The 17801-nt window shown below is 63.4% G+C and carries 12 protein-coding genes and 3 pseudogenes; 8 read left to right on the top strand and 7 right to left on the bottom strand.

What is annotated here, in order from left to right; genetic code table 11:
- Window positions 1–82: 82 nt before the first annotated feature.
- Window positions 83–823: an SDR family NAD(P)-dependent oxidoreductase gene (locus ACYQPG_RS20400; protein ID WP_461231616.1), complete on the bottom strand. Its 741-nt coding sequence runs from the start codon at window positions 821–823 to the stop codon at window positions 83–85.
- An 81-nt stretch (window positions 824–904) separates the two neighbouring features.
- Here ACYQPG_RS20400 and ACYQPG_RS20405 point away from each other — a divergent pair, with 81 nt between their 5' ends.
- The 4 genes and pseudogenes from ACYQPG_RS20405 to ACYQPG_RS20420 all read left to right on the top strand — a co-directional run bounded on the left by ACYQPG_RS20405 (window position 905) and on the right by ACYQPG_RS20420 (window position 6084).
- Window positions 905–1576: a TetR/AcrR family transcriptional regulator gene (locus ACYQPG_RS20405; protein ID WP_461232487.1), complete on the top strand. Its 672-nt coding sequence runs from the start codon at window positions 905–907 to the stop codon at window positions 1574–1576.
- A 215-nt stretch (window positions 1577–1791) separates the two neighbouring features.
- Entirely contained in the window at window positions 1792–2232 is a 441-nt protein-coding gene (locus tag ACYQPG_RS20410) for a bleomycin resistance protein (protein WP_461231617.1), read from the top strand.
- Window positions 2233–2497: 265 nt separating this feature from the next.
- Window positions 2498–3579: pseudogene (locus tag ACYQPG_RS20415) on the top strand (IS5 family transposase).
- A 384-nt stretch (window positions 3580–3963) separates the two neighbouring features.
- Window positions 3964–6084, top strand: coding sequence for a TonB-dependent siderophore receptor (locus ACYQPG_RS20420; RefSeq protein ID WP_461232488.1), 2121 nt, complete (start codon window positions 3964–3966; stop codon window positions 6082–6084).
- 386 nt (window positions 6085–6470) lie between these two features.
- Here ACYQPG_RS20420 and ACYQPG_RS20425 read toward each other — a convergent pair whose 3' ends face one another.
- The 3 genes from ACYQPG_RS20425 to ACYQPG_RS20435 form a co-directional block, all read right to left on the bottom strand.
- Window positions 6471–9167 (bottom strand): PAS domain-containing protein, encoded by a 2697-nt coding sequence (locus tag ACYQPG_RS20425; protein WP_461231618.1) that lies wholly within the window; start codon window positions 9165–9167, stop codon window positions 6471–6473.
- 253 nt (window positions 9168–9420) lie between these two features.
- Window positions 9421–10008 carry a hypothetical protein gene (locus ACYQPG_RS20430; protein ID WP_461231619.1) on the bottom strand — a complete coding sequence of 196 codons (588 nt, stop codon included), beginning with the start codon at window positions 10006–10008 and terminating at the stop codon, window positions 9421–9423.
- Window positions 10009–10408: 400 nt separating this feature from the next.
- The gene (locus ACYQPG_RS20435; protein WP_461231620.1) at window positions 10409–11110 is read right to left on the bottom strand and encodes a sigma-70 family RNA polymerase sigma factor; all 702 of its coding nucleotides are present in this window, start codon (window positions 11108–11110) and stop codon (window positions 10409–10411) included.
- Window positions 11111–11403: 293 nt separating this feature from the next.
- Between ACYQPG_RS20435 and ACYQPG_RS20440 the strand changes: the two genes are divergently transcribed.
- Both ACYQPG_RS20440 and ACYQPG_RS20445 read left to right on the top strand, forming a co-directional pair.
- Window positions 11404–12084, top strand: coding sequence for a response regulator transcription factor (locus tag ACYQPG_RS20440; protein ID WP_461232489.1), 681 nt, complete (start codon window positions 11404–11406; stop codon window positions 12082–12084).
- 34 nt (window positions 12085–12118) lie between these two features.
- The gene (locus tag ACYQPG_RS20445; protein WP_461232490.1) at window positions 12119–13417 is read left to right on the top strand and encodes a sensor histidine kinase; all 1299 of its coding nucleotides are present in this window, start codon (window positions 12119–12121) and stop codon (window positions 13415–13417) included.
- A gap of 269 nt (window positions 13418–13686) precedes the next feature.
- Here ACYQPG_RS20445 and ACYQPG_RS20450 read toward each other — a convergent pair whose 3' ends face one another.
- Window positions 13687–13869 carry a hypothetical protein gene (locus ACYQPG_RS20450; RefSeq protein WP_461231621.1) on the bottom strand — a complete coding sequence of 61 codons (183 nt, stop codon included), beginning with the start codon at window positions 13867–13869 and terminating at the stop codon, window positions 13687–13689.
- 64 nt (window positions 13870–13933) lie between these two features.
- Here ACYQPG_RS20450 and ACYQPG_RS20455 point away from each other — a divergent pair, with 64 nt between their 5' ends.
- Both ACYQPG_RS20455 and ACYQPG_RS20460 read left to right on the top strand, forming a co-directional pair.
- Window positions 13934–14359: a hypothetical protein gene (locus ACYQPG_RS20455; protein ID WP_461232491.1), complete on the top strand. Its 426-nt coding sequence runs from the start codon at window positions 13934–13936 to the stop codon at window positions 14357–14359.
- A gap of 498 nt (window positions 14360–14857) precedes the next feature.
- Window positions 14858–15963: pseudogene (locus tag ACYQPG_RS20460) on the top strand (IS110 family RNA-guided transposase).
- A gap of 293 nt (window positions 15964–16256) precedes the next feature.
- On the opposite strand, the pseudogene ACYQPG_RS20465 reads toward ACYQPG_RS20460, so the two are convergent.
- Together ACYQPG_RS20465 and ACYQPG_RS20470 are read right to left on the bottom strand one after the other, a co-directional pair.
- Window positions 16257–16433 (bottom strand): annotated as a pseudogene (locus ACYQPG_RS20465) (transposase domain-containing protein); the annotation flags it as partial.
- Window positions 16434–16628: 195 nt separating this feature from the next.
- Window positions 16629–17795: a M24 family metallopeptidase gene (locus ACYQPG_RS20470; protein ID WP_461231622.1), complete on the bottom strand. Its 1167-nt coding sequence runs from the start codon at window positions 17793–17795 to the stop codon at window positions 16629–16631.
- Window positions 17796–17801: the final 6 nt, after the last annotated feature.

The following is a 17801-nucleotide window of genomic DNA, read 5'->3' on the forward strand; positions in this document are numbered from 1 at the left end:
TTGGTGGCAGGTCAGTGGTCTATGAGGTGGAGCGATCGACACCGACGACACTCCACCTCAGCGTTACACCGAAATACCGCTTTTACGTCGTCTGTCCACCGTCCACATTCAGGATGGCCCCGGTGACATGCCGGGCTGAAGGACTCGCCAGGAAGGTGACGGAGGCGGCGACGTCCTCTGGCGTTCCATACCGGCCGAGCGGACTGAGGCTACGCTGAAAGTCGGAGAACTCGCCGTTTGCCGGGTTCATGTCGGTATCGGTGGACCCGGGTTGGATTAGATTGACCGTGATGTCGCGCGATCCAAGTTCTCGCGCGAGGCCGCGCGTGAAGGAGTGTAGAGCGGATTTCGTCATGAAGTAGATCGCACCCGTGTCGCCGACGATGCGTTCGGCACCCGCGGAGCCGATCGTCACGATGCGCCCGCCTGCAGGGAGATGAGGAATGGCGGCCTGCGCCGCGAGCAGCGGCCCCCGCACGTTCACGTCGAACAAGGCATCGATCGTCTCGACGCTGACATCCGCGAACGTCGAGTAGAGCGCGATCCCGGCATTGTTGACGAGAATGTCCAAGCCCCCGAGCGCCTGGACAGCTTCGGCCACCGCCCGTTTGACCGCCGATGGATCTGCAAAATCCGCCTGGATGGCAAATGCCCTGCGGCCCCTGCTTTCGATCGATTTGACGACCTCCGCGGCACGGTCTGCCGAACGCTCGTAGGTGATCGCCACGTCGGCGCCCTTCTCGGCGAGCGCGACCGCGATGGCCGCACCTATCCCACGCGAAGCACCCGTGACGAGGGCTCGCTTCCCAACCAGTTCCTGCATCGCTAAACCTTTCTGTATCGTTCGACACAGAAATGGCTAGGCATGTTGGCGATCGGGGTCAAGGGATTTATATATCGAACGATGCAGAAACCGGATCAGAGACCAGAGCCTCCCGGAGCGCACCAGGTTCGAGGTCGAGGACGCCCTCGTGCGTTCGACCGTGAGGCGGCGCTCGCCCAGGCGACGCGTCTGTTCTGGTGCAAAGGCTACGAAGCAACATCCATCGCCGATCTCACGGAAGCGATGGGGATCGGATCGCCGAGCCTCTATGCCGCCTTCGGTTCGAAGGAGGCGCTCTATGCTGAGGCGCTACGCCATTACGTCTACACCTACGAGGCGCTCGTCTGGGGGCGGTTCCGGGCGGCGGGGACGGCGCGCGAGGCTGTCGAGGCTTTTCTCAAGGACTCCGCCGCGGCCTTGACGGGCTCGGTCACCGACATTCCGCGCGGCTGCATGGTGACGCTGTCCTCGGTCGGGAATGAGGGCCACGCCGAACTCGGGGATCTCGTGCGCTCGGCACGCGCCGGTACGCTTGAGAGTCTGCAGGCGTGCCTGGAGAGGGCTATGGGTGCGGGCGAGCTCCCGGCCTCAATCAACGTTCGCGCTCTTTCCCGCTTCGTGCAGACCGTTCAGAACGGCATGTCGATCCTGGCCCGTGATGGCGCGAGCCGGGAAGAGTTGGACGCGGTCGCCGATATTGCGATGGCTGGCTGGGACGCCCGAATTGCCAAATCTATGGTCGACGACGTCTGATCTACTGGCCTCTTCCCGAAAGCAGACCGGCGATAATTCACCCATCCTGGCCGTGGAGCGGTCTGGCCGATGTCGACCCACCCCGGCCGTTCGGGTCGCCGCGGGCACTTCCCATAAGCCGCCATCCAGCGACTTCGCCCTTAGGTGGAAAGCCCAAACGGGATGATTGCTTCATTGCCTACTAGCGCCCGGCCTTTCGCCTGTTAGGTTATGGAATGTCGCTGAATGCCCCGCCTGTTGTGCCTGAGTTCGACGTTTCCGATCTGGATCGATCCTTATCGTTTTACGTCGAAGCCTTGGGTTTCGAACGGCTTTTTGATCGACCCGAGGAGCGATTTGCCTACCTCGCGCGAGGTCCGGTGCATTTGATGCTCGAAGAGGCAGGTGGACCTGGGCGTCGGTTCCGGCCCGCCCCATTAGAATACCCTTACGTCAGAGGGATCAATCTTCAGATCAACGTTCCAGACGTTGACGATTTGTACGAGAGAGCAGAGCGATCGGGCGCGAAATTCTATTTGCCACTTGAAGATAAATGGTATCGGATAAACCATGAAGATGGCGGCAACCGTCAGTTTGTCGTATCTGACCCTGATGGTTATCTTCTCCGCTTTTTCACTGGTCTTGGCAGGAGGGCCGCAGTGGTGGCGCCAAAGTGAGTAAAATCGCTTTTCCATCATCTGCCTAGGATCGCGAACGGGTGCAACGGCGATGTCAGCTTCCCTTGATTATTGCCCGGAAGCAGATTGACGCAGATCTACCCCAAGCAGTCATTCGGCAACTGACCCGATGCAGACGGCGGACGGCTGTTCGATGCGTCTCGAAAGCGGTCATTCACCTGCTCGATCGGACACCTCGAAATACCCCCTTCCGTACGGTGCGGTGTCGTGATTCCCTGATGCTGTCGGCGTTGGGGAGGCTCGGATGGGTCACCCAGGGTTCTTCGATCTGGATGAGCGCTATCAGCGTCTGTCGGAGAACGGCGACCCGCTGGTGAAGCTCGCGGCCTTGATCGACTTCGAGGCTTTCCGCCCGAAGTTGGCCACCGCACTGAAGCGGTCCGATGGGTCGAAGGGGGGCCGCCCGCCCTACGACCCGGTCCTGATGTTCAAGATCTTGGTCCTTCAGACACTCTACACGCTCTCGGACGACGCCACCGAGTTCCAGATCCGGGATCGGCTCTCGTTCATGCGCTTCCTCGGTCTCGGCTTCGAGGATGGCGTGCCCGACGCCAAGACGGTGTGGCTGTTCCGGGAGCATCTGACCCGGGCCGGCGCGATCGACGAACTGTTTGCAGCCTTCGACGCCTGGTTGAAGGGCAAGGGTTACCTCGCGACGTCGGGCCAGATCATCGATGCCTCGATCATCGCGGCTCCGCGTCAGCGCAACACCGATGCGGAGAAGGCGGCTCTCAGGGAGGGCAAGATCCCTGACGCGTGGGCGGCCAAACCGAAGAAGCTGGCGCGAGATGAGATCGCGATGCCTGCTGGACCCTGAAGCGGGTCAAGGCGCGGCCCGCAATGGCGGACGGCACCAAGGCCAAGGTCGAGATCGCCGTTCCGATGTTTGGCTACAAGACCCACGTCTCGATCGACCGCAAGCACGGGTTCGTCCGCCGCTTCACCGTGACCAGCGCGGCCGCCCACGACGGGGCACAACTAGCCAACGTCCTCGACGCGACCAACACGGCGAGCGACGTATGGGCCGATACCGCCTACCGCTCGAAGACTAACGAAGCGCATCTTGCCAAGAATGGCCGGCGCTCGAAGGTCCACTTCCGGCGGCAGCCCGGCCTCGATCTGACGCCGGCGCAGCGCAAGGCCAACCGCGCCCGCTCCAAGGTCCGCTCAGCCGTCGAGACGGTGTTCGCCGGGCAGAAGCACCGCTTCGGCCTGTTCGTGCGCACGATCGGTTTGGCCCGAGCCCGGACCAAGATCGGGCTCGCCAATCTCGCCTACAACCTCAAGCGCTTCCTTTGGATCGAAGCCCGGCCGGTGGAGGCCTGAGGGACGCTCGGGATAGCCCCCTGAGCTCGTTCACGACCACCGCCAGATTACCAGAACGCCAATCCAATCACGCCAAAGCTGCGAGTGGCGTCAAATCGACGGCTAAACCCCGCAATTACAGGGTTCTTCGAGGTGTCCGATCGCTGTGGTGCGCGAGCAACACATATGCATCGAGAGCAGCGGGATTATAACGCTTCTACAAGTCTAACCGAGCACATTTGAATGACTACAAACTAGGCTTGTCGATATAGCCCCTTCACGCGCTTGACCCTATGCGTTTCTGAATTGTAACGGCCGACCACTGATCCAAGTTGGTTTGCGTCCGTGGCTGTATCGATCATCAATCTCAAGAGGAGCTCCAAACTCACGACCTCAGCCGCACTCGTGCTTATAGCGCAGTCCGGCTCCTTGGTCGGTTTTGGACCGAGCTTTGCCCTAGCCCAGCTCGCTACCGACGCGTCGCAGGAGGTGCAGCTCGACGAGCTGTCGGTGGCCGGCGATAGCGGACCCGCCAGCAGCCTAGCCAGCAGGGTGGATGGCTATCTCGCCAAGGGTAGCGTCAGCGCGACGCGCACCGATACACCACTACGCGAGGTGCCCCAGACCGTCGTCGTCGTGCCGGATCGAGTGCTCCAAGACGCCGCCGCAACGCGTGTCGACACCGCGCTCGATCTTGCCGGCGTTGGCCGAGCCAACAACTTCGCCGGTCTCGGCCTGACGGAGTTCACGATCCGTGGATTTAACACCGGCGAGTATTACCGCAACGGCTTCCCGATCAACCGGGGCTACCCACCCTCACCGGACGTAGTTTCTATCGAGCGGATCGAGGTACTGAAAGGCCCGTCCGCTTTTCTCTACGGACGTGGCGACCCCGGCGGGACCTTCAACATCGTCACCAAGCAACCCATCGCCGAGCGATCCTTCGCCATCGGCACACAATTTGGCAGCTACAACCAGAAGCGCAGCACCTTCGACGCCACCGGCGCCCTGGATGAGGAAGGCAAGGTGCTTGCCCGCGTTACGGGCGCAGTTGAAGACAACGGCAGCTTCCGCGACTTCGTGCACGGTGATCGTTTCTATCTCGCCCCCGTCATTGCCTGGAAGCCGACCGCCGACACCACGATCACTCTAGAGGGTGAATTCGTCAGCACGGCCGCGACGTTCGACAGGGGCGTCGTACCAATCAACGGCAACATCCGGGCCCTGCCGCGCAATCGCTTCATCGGCGAGTCGGGTATCCCGCCTGTGCGCAACGACAATGCTCTCGGCCAGCTTCGCATCGAGCACAAGCTCGATCAGGACTGGGTGGTGACGGCCGGAGTGCAGGCGCTGGGCGGGAGCCTCGTTGGCGACGGCGTGGGCGCCATGAACGTCCTCCCCAACGGGCGCACCCTGCGCCGGACCTTCGAGCATCGTGACTTGAGCTGGTCGGACCTCGACCTGCAGCTCAACCTGGCGGGCAAGTTCGAGACCGGCCCCTTCCGCCATACCCTGCTGATGGGCTTCGAGTACGACACTTACCGCTACCGGGAGATTTTCGATCGCTCGAACGCAAACCTCTTCCCGTTCACCCTCGACCTTCTCGCGCCCCTCTACGGGCAATCTGCCCTGCCGCCGCTGGCCTCGATCACTAACTTCCTGCAGAACACTGAGAGCTTCGGCGGCTACGTTCAAGACCAGATCGACCTCACGCCGCGCCTCCATGCACTTCTCGGCGTGCGAGTGGAAAACCTCAGCCTGGTTTCGACTGACTACCGCACTGGCCGCACTACGAGCCTGCAGGACACGGTCACGACCCCGCGCTTCGGCCTTACCTATGATCTCACCGAGGAGGTCTCGATCTATGGCAGCTATGGCCGCTCATTCCTGCCGAATACTGGCACGGATCGCTCGGGGCGGCCCTTCGCTTTCCAGCAGGGTGAGGGCTACGAGTTCGGCACTAAAGTCAGCCTGCTTGACGGGCAACTGAGCGCCACTGCGGCAGTGTTCGACATACGGCGCACCAACGTCCTCACTGCCGATCCGGTGGATCCGAACTTCAGTGTTGCGGCGGGCGAGGTGCGCAGCCGGGGCTTCGATCTGACCGTCGCCGGCTACCTCGCACCCGGTTGGCGGGTGATCGGCACCTACACCCACGCCGATGCCGCCGTGAGCCGCGACAACACCCTGCCCGTAGGTACGCGGATCGCCAACATTCCCGCCGATACTTTTGCAGTGCAGAGCGTCTATGAATTCCAGGGGGGCGCGTTGCGTGGCCTCGGCCTCGGCGGCGGCTTGAGTTATGTCGGTCAGCGCGTAGCCGGCACAGCCCTCTCGACCTTCCGTCTGCCAGACTACACGGTCGTCAACTTGATCTCGTACTATTGGATCACTCCGCAAGTGCGGGTCTATCTCAACGTCGACAACCTACTCGACACATCCTACTACGACCGCGCCTTCCAGAACCGCTACGCCACACCGGGTACGCCACGCACGATCATGGGTGGTGTCGCGGCACGCTTTTGACCTCCATGGCTGTTAAAAAGGGGGCACTGCGGCGGATCACCTATCTGTTTAGCGGCTACGTCCGCTCTGATGCTTGAGCTGCTCGAAAGCAGACCGCCTCAAAGCCACCCAACCCGGCCGTTCACCCCGCCTGGCAACACGGCCGATGCTGGCCGATAGCGAACTGGCTGGTTTCGGCTTCGCCATGTCCTTAAGCGGACATCGCAACAGTCTCGCTTCCCGTATCCAAAGAACACGTTTTGCCGACGTTTGAATAGCCGACATGGTTACCCGACAGGATTTCAATCGCGTTGACCAATCTATCATATGCGACCCACGACCGTCGGAAAAACGATCGTTTTGCCGACGATCCGTAGCGGCAGCGCCCGCCCGGCAGCGGACGTAGTCTACGAGCGCCGCGCCTGCTCCTTGCTGCCCTCAATCATCGAGCGGATGCGCGCGGCCATGTTGTCCATCGCGAACGGCTTGGTCAGCACTGCCATCCCGGGCGCAAGGCTCCCGTTGCCGAGGATGGCGTTCTCTGCATAGCCGGTGATGAAGAGGACCTTGAGGTCAGAGCGGTACACACGTGCCGCATCAGCCATCTGTCGGCCATTCATCCCGCCGGGCAGACCCACGTCCGTAACCAACAGGTCGATCCGCACGTCCGACTGCAGGACTTTCAAGCCCGCCACGCTGTCGCTCGCCTCAATCGCCGTGTAGCCAAGATCCTCTAGGATGTCGGTGACCAACATCCGCACGGTCGGCTCATCGTCCACGATCAGCACCGTCTCCCCCTGCTCGGAACGTGGCAGGTTGGCCACCGTCACCGAGGCGTCTTCATCCGAGACCTCGCCGTAGTGGCGAGGCAGGTAGATGCAGACAGTCGTCCCTTGACCGACCTCAGAGTAGATGCGGACCTGCCCTCCCGACTGCTGCGCAAACCCGTAGATCATCGAGAGGCCGAGCCCTGTGCCCTCGCCAATAGGTTTGGTGGTGAAGAACGGCTCGAATACGCGGGCGACCACCTCTGGTGGCATGCCGGTCCCGGTATCTGTAACGGACAGAGAGAGGTACTGCCCTTCCGGCATGTCGAGCTGATGCGCGGCCCGTTCATCGAGCCACTTGTTGGCGGTCTCTATGGTGATGCGGCCACCGTCCGGCATGGCGTCGCGCGCGTTGATGCACAGGTTCAGGAGGGCGTTTTCGAGCTGAGACGGATCGACCAGGGCGGGCCAGCTACTGGAGGCGCCCACCACCTCGACCGGGATACCGGGTCCTACCGTGCGCTGGATCAACTCCTGCAAACCCATAGCAAGCCGGGTCACGTTGGTAGGCTTCGGGTCAAGCGTCTGACGGCGGGAGAAGGCGAGTAGGCGGTGAGTCAGAGCGGCAGCCCGCTTCGCCGCTCCTTGGGCCGCGGTCATGTAGCGGTCGACATCGGTGAGCCGGCCCTGCTGCATTCGGGTTTGCATCAGCTCCAGCGAGCCGGAGATACCCGCCAGCAGGTTGTTGAAGTCGTGAGCGAGGCCGCCGGTGAGCTGGCCCACCGCTTCCATCTTCTGCGACTGCCGCAAGGCCTCCTCGACACGCATCAGTTCTCCGGTTCGCGCGCTGACCTGCTCCTCGAGCGTCGCGTTCAGGGTGGCGAGCGCCGCAACTGCTTCGCGCACCGCCGCGTCGGCGCGAACCCGTTCGATATGGGCCCAGCAGCGCTCGGTAACTTCGCGAATGAGCGTGAGGTCGCCGGCCGTCCAGATGCGCGAAACCCGGTCATGAACCGCCATCAAGGCCGTCAGTCGGCCGTCCTTGATCAGTGGTATGCAGAGCGTAGCGGCGAGGCCCAGGGCCTGGAACGTCGCCGCCTCCTCCGGCGCCAACTCGAACTGGGTATCGTTGAGGACCAGCGGCTCGCCGGCACTCAGGTTGCGAACCGCGAGCTTGCCGAAATCGGCGAGGCTATAATGGCCAACGATGCTCGGCGAGCCTTCGGCCGCCCAGTCGCCACGGATCGTAAACCCGTCCTGATCGGGATCCATGTCGGCATAGGCACAGCTCGAAAGGAGAAGGTGCTCGGCCACCATCCGCGTTGTCGTTGCGAGGACAGCGTCGGCATCGGTGCTGTTAGCCGTCTCCCTGGCTAGAATGTCGAGGAAGCGAAGGCGGCCCTCGTTGGCGCGGAGAGCCTCGTCCGCCTGCCTCCGGTGGGTGATGTCAATGGCCGTACCCAGTGCCCGGATACATCGACCGGTCTCGTCGAACATGCCTCGACCCTTGGCGGCGACCCAGCGTACGACGCCGTCCTCCTTGCCGATCGTACGGTATTCCACGTCGTAGGTGGCGCGCCGCATGGGATCGAGGGCGGAGGCGAAGGCAGCGACTGTGACGTCGCGGTCATCGGGATGCAGGCCGGCGTAGAAGTCGGCCATGCTGCAGGGTACGTTCGGGGAGATGCCGAACATGGCCTTCGTGCGGTCCGACCAAGTCAGCACATCGCTGAATAGGTCGAGATCCCAGGTACCGATCTCGGCCGCCTCAATGGCGAGCTGGCGCGACTCCTCGCTGAAGGCGAGCCGGTCCCGGTCGGCTCGCCGTTCGGCTGTCAGAGTCGCATTCTCGTTCTCAAGCGCCGCCAAGCGCTCTCGCTCGGTCGTGACGTCGAGCTGGCTGGCGAAGAAGTAGGCGAGCGCGCCGCCGGCATCGTTGACCGGCGCCATCAGCAGCCGGTTCCAGAACGACGTGCCGTCCTTGCGATAGTTGCGGATGTCGATCTCGATCGCGCGGGGTGCTGCGATCGCCTCTCGCAGGCGTGCCACGTCAGCAGGGTCGGTGGCAGGTCCTTGCAGGAAGCGACAATTTTGTCCGACGATCTCGTCGCGGGTGTAGCCGGTCAGACGGCAGAACGAGTCGTTGACGAAGACGATCGGATTGTCGGGCAGGCGTGGGTTCGTGATGACCATCGGCATGCGCGTGGCACGCACCGCGGCCGGGAAGGGATCGATGCCGCCATCCGTGCCGTCGATTTCCGACGTGATCCTGGCGCGGTCACGCTTGAGCTGTTCGGGGGTCGCCCCTGTACCTGGCGGCTTGACGGTCTCGTTCATGGGGCCGAGGCTTTACCAAACCTCTGCCGGGTTTTCACCGCGGCCCTGAGCCGGAGGAGTGCTCGGACTGGTTCACCCTGCGGTATGCACCAGACGGGAGGGCGTCGCATGCCGGAGGTCCGATCGTTTTCCCGACCCCCGTGGCTGCATTTGGCAGCGTACGAAAAAGGTGTTGAGCCGGCAGTGGGTTTCCGTCCGAGCGCTGACATACAGTTTGGGACCCGTCCCGGTTATGTTGAGGCCCTCGAAAGCGTCAGGGCCGGCGACAGTCCATCGCTGCAGTTGCCTCCGTGACGCTGAGGGCCCTGCGCCTCGTCTCCAGCGATGCATCCGGATCATCCGATACGGAGGCCGCCTCTCGCCTGAGCGTCGCGTCGCAGGCGCAGGAGGTGTACCCGGCGGTGTCGTAGCAGGCGTCGTGGCGCATGCAGGCCGCGTCGAGGGCGTCGATGGCGGGCAGCTCCTCGCCGCGTTGCCCCTTCCCGCAGTAGTTGCCGTGGAACAACTCCTTGCCCGCCGCCACCTTGCCGAGGTCGCCCTTAGGCGGAGCCTGTGCTTCAGCTTGCCCGCTCGGGTTCAAGTCGTTGGCCGGACCTCCCGCCTTGGATCCTGACGACCGCAGCACCTTTGGGATGCTAGAACGCGCGCCGGGTTCATTGAGGGCTTCACCCGCACGCCCGTTCGGATCGGACAACTCCGGCAACGGTGGAGGTGGCCCCGGACGGAGCTCATCTGCCTCGATGGTCGTGGTGGCGCCTTCCCCAGTGGCAACCTGCGCCAGGAGGCTTTGCGGGCTGGCTAAGAGCGACAGCCCAAGGAGCATGAGCAGAGAGGGTCGCAAGGCAGGCTCCCGAATTTGGAGCGATCAATCCGAAGCTCGACATTTCCGTTCCACCGGAGCTCTACGCATCCGCGACTGTCAGAGACCGTGGTGACCGATCCTGGGCGTCGGGCTCCAGCAGCCCGGCGCCGCCGCAGTAAGCTTCGAACCACCCGTAACTGCAGCAAATTAGCAACAGTCGATCGCTAAACATCATGCAGCCCCTCAGGAGCGGGCATACTGGGCTTGGGGTGCGACGGGGCTGGGGCAATCTCGCGCCTCCAGATCTCCGCAGCTAATGCATGAAGCAGGAGGCGCGAGAGGGCCTGCATCTCGGGGGATCCCTGGTTTGAGATCGCCCCGTGGTTCGCGATGCATGCATCAGCCATTGCATCGAAGTCGTCCGCGTCTCCCATCAAAATCAGGCCGGCGGCTGGCTGTCGAACGACACGCCCAGTGTGCCGACAAGGAGGGCGCGGGCCCGACTGACCCGGCTTTTGATGGTTCCGACTTGGCAGCCAAGCTTCGCTGCTGCTTCTTCGTAGGTGTATCCTTCAGCACCGACGAGCAATAACGCTTGGCGCTGGGTGACTGGAAGAGCATCGATGTTGTTCCATACAATCCTCAGTGTATTAGCTTCCTCTTGATCCGGGAGTGCTATGAGCCGTCCGGCGTGTTTGCCTTCGGCATCTTCGATCTCTCGCTTACGCTTTCTCAAATCCGAGTACAGTTGGTTGCGCATGATCGTGAACAGCCACGCTGTGAAGTTCGTGCCCGGCATGAAGTGGTGCCATTTCGTCCAGGCTCGAACGAACGTCTCCTGCACGAGGTCATCGGCGCGATTCACATCCCCGCACAAGGAAAGTGCGAAGGTCCTCAGCGCCGGAAGCGCTCTGATCAGGTCGTCACGAAATTCATTTGCAACGGTGCGTCCACGACAAGCGAACGCCTTCTCGAAGCGCTGGACGAGCTCGGCCAATCGCGGCGGCAGGGCGTTCTGCTCGGTTACGCAGAAGTACTCTTGCAGGGGGGCTGAGAGGCAACCCGGAAGACTCGGGATCAGCTCTGTATCCTCGCAGGGCGGCTCGTCAGCTTGAGGAGGCATTCGGTTCATATCCCACATGCAGAAATACTTCCGATCTGAATACATTATTACATCCAATATCTTTATGTAAATTTCTTATTTGCTGTAAATTAGTGTTGACATTAACTTTTAAATCTTTGATTATAATCGCAACCTGAGCAGATTTTCGTTCGGCGGGCTAGGGTTAATTTTAAATCTTCGCGGATCAATACGTAGGTGGAGCTGAAACTCCCGGTTGATGAGCAAGCCAATTCATCGGGTCGTGGTCAAATTACAAATTCCCAATCTTGGCTGACACGCTTCTCTCGCCGAACCTGAAGGACCGGGGCCTGATGAAAATCCTGGCTGTCGAGGACGATGCCCTGACCCTGGCATTGCTCGTATCGAGCCTCGGGGAGGCCGGACACGAGGTCGAGCAAGCAGGTGATGGACACACCGGGCTCAAGCTCGCGCGTGGGAGGGCCCACGATGTGGCCGTCATCGATCGCATGCTGCCAGGCATCGACGGTCTCGAACTCGTGCGCCGACTGCGCGCCGCGGGCGTCCAGACGCCGGTCTTGTTCCTCACCACGATGGGCGGCATCAGCGACAGGGTTGATGGCCTAGAGGCCGGCGGCGACGACTATCTCGTCAAGCCATTCGCATTTGCCGAGCTGCTCGCTCGCATTCACGCGCTCGCGCGACGCCCACCCCTCGGTCGGGTCGAGACTGTCCTACATGCGGCCGGCATCGAGCTGGATCTCATTACACGACGGGTTAGCCGCGCCGGACAGGCCGTGGATCTACAGCCCCGGGAGTTCAGCCTACTGGAGTTCCTGATGCGCAACGCCGGGCAAATCGTCACCAGGCGGCAGCTCCTGGAGAGCGTCTGGGGGTTCCACTTCGACCCAAAGACGAACATCGTCGAGACCCACATGAGCCGCCTGCGTGCCAAGCTCAACAGCAATGATGAGCCGGACCCGATCGAGACGATCCGCGGCGCGGGGTACCTCCTCCATGCGCTCATGGCGTGACCTCCTGCGAAGCGCAGGTCTACGCTTCGCCTTGATGTACACAGCCGCGTTCATGGTCACGGTCGGCGTGATCGGGTGGGTGACGGTTCTCGTGGTGTCGGACACGTTGGAGCGCCAGGCGCAGCGTGGGCTGGAGAACGAGGCCAGCGCTCTCGTTGATGAGTTTAAGGCCGGTGGGCGGCAGGATCTGGAAGCGGCGCTGTCCGGGCGGTTTGCCAACCCGCTCACACACATTCGTTACGTCCTCATCGGAGTTGATGGCCGGGCACTCCTCGGAGATGAGACGTTACTGCCGTATGGCCGCGATCCCGCGAGCTCTGTGGCGTCGCGAGGCGCTGGTCCACGAACAGCGGCCCGCGCGCTTAGCGACAGCAGCCGCGTCGTGGTGGCTGACGATCTCGCGGATGTGCGCCACGTCGAGGCCGTGATCAGACGCGCTTTCCTGATCGCGCTCGCCATTGCAGGGGCGCTCGGGCTCGGCACGGGGTCCCTGCTCTCCACGGCGCTTTTGCGCCGGCTCGACGCCATCACCCGCACTGCCGAAGCCGTGGTCGCCGGAGATTTGACGCAGCGAATTACGCACACCGGGTCGAAGGATGAGTTCGACCGCCTCGCCGTGACCCTCAACCGGATGCTCGACCGCATCGACGGGCTGATGGTCAACCTGAGGCAGGTCTCCACCGACATCGCACACGATCTGCGCACGCCGCTCTCACGACTACGTCAGAACCTCGAAGCCACCAACCGCCGCGCCGCCACTCTCGACGACTATCGAGTGGCCGTGGAGCAGGCGGTCGAAGAGACCGACAGGATCTTGGACATCTTCTCGGCACTGCTGCGTATCGCGCAGATCGAGGCCACTACGCTTCGTAAGGGGTTCCGCCCGGTCAACCTGTCGGAGCTCTTCCACACTGTTGCGGACGCCTACGCTGCTCCGGCAAGCGATGGTGGGCGTACGCTCGCGGCCGACATCACCGCGGATGTCTGGGTCCAAGCCGATCAGGACCTACTCACACAGCTTTTCGTGAACCTGGTCGAGAACGCCCTCCTGCACACGCCGCAGCGCAGCACGGTCACACTTGAACTCAGCGTACGGGATCTCTCAGTTGTGGCCGCCGTCTGCGACGATGGCCCTGGTATCCCGGCAACGGAGCGGGAGAAGGTAATCCGCCGTTTCTACCGGCTGGAGCGGAGCCGATACGGTTCAGGCAACGGCCTTGGCTTGAGCCTAGCAGCGGCCGTCGCGGAACTGCACGGGGGGCAGCTCACACTCTCGGACGCTCAGCCAGGGCTACGGGTAAGCATCGCATTCACTCGCGAACTTGTCCTGTAAGCAGCCAGGCGGCCGGTAAATGCCTCGGCCTTCTGATTTGCATTCTTTCGGCTGCCCAGAAGCGGACCCTACGGCCTTCTGCAATAGGTAGATAGCAATCTGAACGCTATGTCGGCAAACCGATCGAATTGCCGACACTTGAAGCGCATGCAAGCGACGCAAAGCTACGGATCACACACGACGGATCGGTCAGAGAACCGCTGGCAGTCTGGTTTGCTTGGTTCACATGCTGACGGTCGGTATCGTTCAGGCACCGACCCTGATTGAAGTTAAAAATCTTGACGGCGTCGCAACCGCAGCGCCAGGATCAGCGCGCCAGGCCAGAACCCGAGGCTCAGCACTGCGATCGGCATGATAGGGCGGCCCTTCAACCACACGATGATCACCGGCACGAACAGGCCGAGGAGTGCGATGGCGAGGAGCGCCCAGAATTCGAGGTTGGACAGGTTCATGGGCGGTAGGTAGGGGCATTCTAACGCTACGCTTCCTTCACAACTGGTGGCACAGTCCGCCACCATGCCGATCCGGCCCGAGCACCGCTTCTTCTACCCGATCGACTGGCGCGAGCTGTCGATGGCGATCCGCTTTGGTCGGGCGCAGGGCCGCTGTGAGAGCTGTGGCCGACCGCACGGGCAGATGGTCTACCATCTCGGCGATGGGCGTTGGTGGGACGCTGAGGCCAGCCGTTGGCGCAATGGATGGGGGCGCCGGATCCGGATCAGGTCTGGCGTCGATATCCTCGGCCGCTCTCGCCGGACCTATGTCGTCCTGGCAGCCGCTCACCGGGATCACGACACGGCCAATAACGCAGACGCCAACCTCGCAGCCTTCTGCCAGCGCTGCCACATGATCCACGATCGGCCGGAGCATCAGAGGCGGCGTAGGCGGACGCTATTCCTTCGGAAGGCGATGGGCGACCTGTTTGGTGGTCCCTACGCCTGAGGCGTCGATCCGCGATTGCCCAGTCCTAATAATTCTTTGCAATCATTGCGCAAATTGCGCTTACATAACGAATTGATCGGGAAGCACAGGGAACTTTTAGACGGATATACTGATATCTGTTAGGCGAACCTGGGCTATATAATGCTATGCCTATTTCAGAAAATTGATTTACCCAGGCTGTATCCGTGTCGATACGTAATCTTGGTCGCGGGTTTCTCGTCGGCACGCCTATCGCGCTCATAGCAGGGTTACTCGCGCTCGGACCGGCCCAAGCCGATCTTGCCAACGTCGTCCGCGTCGTGCTGCAGAAGGGTCGGCAATATGCCCCCACCGACCTGTTCCTCCGCCGAGGTGACACCATCGTCCTGGTCAACGGGGACGACGGCGCGATCCATCGTAAGACCGTATGTCCGCGCCTCTGAGGTGGCTCGCCCTACACTGCGCCTACGAGGGTTACTCGGATGGGCCGAGCCGATCCTCATCGCAGGAGGGCGAGCCATGGAGCAGTGTAGCGAGGTTTTCGTCGGCATCGACGTCGCAAAGATGCGCAACGCGATCGCAGTTGCGGACGGCGAACGTGGAGGCGAGGTCCGTTATCTCGGTGAGGTCGATGCCGCACCTGAGAGCATGCGCCGCCTCATCAAGCGCTTGGCTGCCAAGCATGAACGCGTGCATTTTTGCTACGAGGCAGGGCCGACCGGCTACGGCTTGTACCGCCTCATCACCGATCTCGGCCATCCCTGCACGGTCGTGGCCCCTTCGCTGATCCCGAGGAAGCCCGGCGACCGGGTCAAGACGAACCGCCGCGACGCGCTCGCGCTGGCCAAGCTCCTGCGCGCCGGTGAACTCACCGCCGTGTGGGTCCCCGACGCGGGCCACGAGGCCATGCGCGATCTCGTGCGCGCTCGTGCTGCTGCGGTCGAGAGCCTGCGCGTACATCGCCAGCAGGTGAGTGCCTTCATGCTCAAGCATGGCCGCATCTACCCGCGCAAAACGGGTTGGACGATGCGCTACCTGCGCTGGCTGCAGGAGCAGCGCTTCGAACACCCTGCCCACCAGATCGCACTGCAGGAAATGGTCGAGGCCGCATCGCCAAGGAGCGCGTCGCGCGCATCGAGACGGTCATCGCCGAGTTCGTCCCGTCATGGTCGCTGGGCCCGATCGTGCAGGCCTTACAGACCCTGCGCGGCGTCGATCTGATCGTGGCTGTGACGTTTGCTACCGAGGTCGGCGACGTCGGCCGCTTCGAGAACCCGCGCCAGCTCATGGGCTATCTCGGCTTGGTGCCAAGTGAGCGCTCCACCGGCGATACGGTCCGGCGCGGCGGGATAACCAAAGCTGGCAACGGACGGGTCCGCCACATGCTCGTCGAGAGCGCCTGGACCTACCGGCATCCGCCCAAGATCGGCAAGGAGAAGCTCTACCGCCTTGAGGCCGTGCCGCCGAGGGTGCGCGAGATCGCTTGGAAGGCGCAGAGCCGCCTGACCGCGCGTTACCGGGCGCTGAGCGGGCGGAGCAAGAAGGCGACGGTGGTCTGCACCGCGATCGCCCGTGAGCTCGTCGGCTTCATGTGGTCGGTGGCCCGCGAGGCACGGGCGACCTGACACGCCGCCGAGCGGCGGATCACTCCCTCGCGCACCGGCGGGGGCGGGACCACGGCAGGGGAACGCCCGTCAGACGCTTTGTGGCCGGTTCTCGAACCGACGCCCGCTGTAAGATCGGGACAGCCCCGGACGCACACCCGGGAATGCGGTAGCCAACCCGCGCATCAGAGCTTGATCACCGACGTCCTTCAGGTCCCGCCTCCACCCGTGCGCGTACAAACAACCTCACCGCCCGTCAGAGCGGCTGGTCATGCTCGGCCATGTCGTTGACAGCGGACATCAGAGCGCTGTTTTCAGGCCACGGCTTTGAGGGCTGGCATGGCCGGGTAGGCCCATGGCAGCAGGTCGTCGAGACGGCGCTGTGGGTGACCCTCGACGATGCGGGTGATGACGTCGGCGAGGTAGGCGTGCGGCTCTACGCCGACGAGCTTGCAGGTCTCGATCAACGAGGCGATCACCGCCCAATGCTGCCCTTATGCGAATTGCCCGGCGAAACAGCCGTCGCGCTGAATGTCCGCTATTGGTGAGCGGCCGAGGCTCCTTGAATGACCGAGATGGGCGCAAACCAGCCGGTTGGTCCTTGCCGGAAGCAGGATGACAGTTTCGGTGTTGAAGCGCTGAAGAAGCGGGCGAGCCCTTTCCGACCCAACGGGGCTCTGGCGACCTCACCGCAGCGTCAGGGAGCGAGGCAGGTCCGAAAGGGGCTCGGCCCCATGCGCGGTGACGATGACGGTCTCGGATGCGCCGACGGTCCAGGCGCCATAGCGGCGCAAGGTCGCCGGCAGGTGGAAGACCATGCCTGGCTCGATCGGCCGGTCGACGCCGGTGAAGAGGCTGAGCAGCCCCCCCTCGCCCCAATCGGGCGCGAAGGCGATACCCATCGAGTAGCCGATGCGCTTGCGGAAGGCTGGGCCGTAGCCCGCCGCATTGATGATGGCTTGAGCGGCCTCGTGAGGGACGGAGCAGGGCCGGCCCGGTCGTATCGCGTCGAGGGCCGCGTCGAGGGCTCGCAGCGCGCAATCCATCATCCGCCGCGCCTCGGACGGCGGCTCGCCGATCCAAACGCTGCGCATCAGCGCCGCGTGGTAGCGGGCATGGCTGCCTGCGAGTTCGAGGAACACCGCATCGCCCGGTTCCAGCCGGCGCCGGCGCCACGTCATGTGCGGTAGCCCGCTGCGGGGGCCCGACGAGATCAGGGGCTCCATCGCCATCGCCTCGGACCCGGCCGTCGTGGCGGCGGCGAGCATGGCGGCGGCGACCGCGTTCTCGTCGTTCCCCACTGTGCAGGCCGCGATGCCGGCCGCGAGCCCGGCCTGTGCGTAACGTGCGGCGGCCCGGATCGCCTTCAGCTCGACCGCTGACTTCACTGTGCGCAGGGGGCCGAGGAGGCCCGACCCGTCCGGAACCGGGTCGATGCCGAGCGCCATGCCGATCCGCGCCGCCAGGGCGGGCGAGACGAACCAGCCGTCCCGCTCCAGCGCCGGCCGGGCGAAGCCCCGGCGGCGCACGAGAGCGGCCAGGGCGTCGGCCGGGTCGGTCCCGTCTGGATAGGCCTGGATGTCGTTGAGCCAGGTATTGGCCGCCGCCCCCGGCAATTCGAGCTGGCGCACCAGCAAGGCCGGCTCTCCCTCCACCGGCAGCGCGAGGGCCTGAAAGGCGAAGTAGCCCGCCGTCTGGCGGCCGGTCAGCCAGTAGATCGCCTCCGGACCGGTCACAACCAGGGCATCGTGGCCGGCGGCGGCGATTGCAGCCCGTGCCGCCATCTGCCGCGCGGCGAACTCCGCCTCCGGGAAGGCCGCCTCACAGCCGCGCAGGTTCGCAAATTCATCCATCGCGCC

It is taken from the genome of Methylobacterium sp. CM6246 (genome assembly GCF_054818005.1).

What these genes read in the sequence shown, in the direction of transcription:
- ACYQPG_RS20400 (WP_461231616.1), bottom strand. Translation starts at nt 823, where the DNA reads ATGCAGGAACTGGTTGGGAAGCGAGCCCTCGTCACGGGTGCTTCGCGT.
- ACYQPG_RS20405 (WP_461232487.1), top strand. Translation starts at nt 905, where the DNA reads ATGCAGAAACCGGATCAGAGACCAGAGCCTCCCGGAGCGCACCAGGTT.
- ACYQPG_RS20410 (WP_461231617.1), top strand. Translation starts at nt 1,792, where the DNA reads ATGTCGCTGAATGCCCCGCCTGTTGTGCCTGAGTTCGACGTTTCCGAT.
- ACYQPG_RS20425 (WP_461231618.1), bottom strand. Translation starts at nt 9,167, where the DNA reads ATGAACGAGACCGTCAAGCCGCCAGGTACAGGGGCGACCCCCGAACAG.
- ACYQPG_RS20435 (WP_461231620.1), bottom strand. Translation starts at nt 11,110, where the DNA reads ATGTGGGATATGAACCGAATGCCTCCTCAAGCTGACGAGCCGCCCTGC.
- ACYQPG_RS20440 (WP_461232489.1), top strand. Translation starts at nt 11,404, where the DNA reads ATGAAAATCCTGGCTGTCGAGGACGATGCCCTGACCCTGGCATTGCTC.
- ACYQPG_RS20445 (WP_461232490.1), top strand. Translation starts at nt 12,119, where the DNA reads ATGTACACAGCCGCGTTCATGGTCACGGTCGGCGTGATCGGGTGGGTG.
- ACYQPG_RS20450 (WP_461231621.1), bottom strand. Translation starts at nt 13,869, where the DNA reads ATGAACCTGTCCAACCTCGAATTCTGGGCGCTCCTCGCCATCGCACTC.
- ACYQPG_RS20455 (WP_461232491.1), top strand. Translation starts at nt 13,934, where the DNA reads ATGCCGATCCGGCCCGAGCACCGCTTCTTCTACCCGATCGACTGGCGC.
- ACYQPG_RS20470 (WP_461231622.1), bottom strand. Translation starts at nt 17,795, where the DNA reads ATGGATGAATTTGCGAACCTGCGCGGCTGTGAGGCGGCCTTCCCGGAG.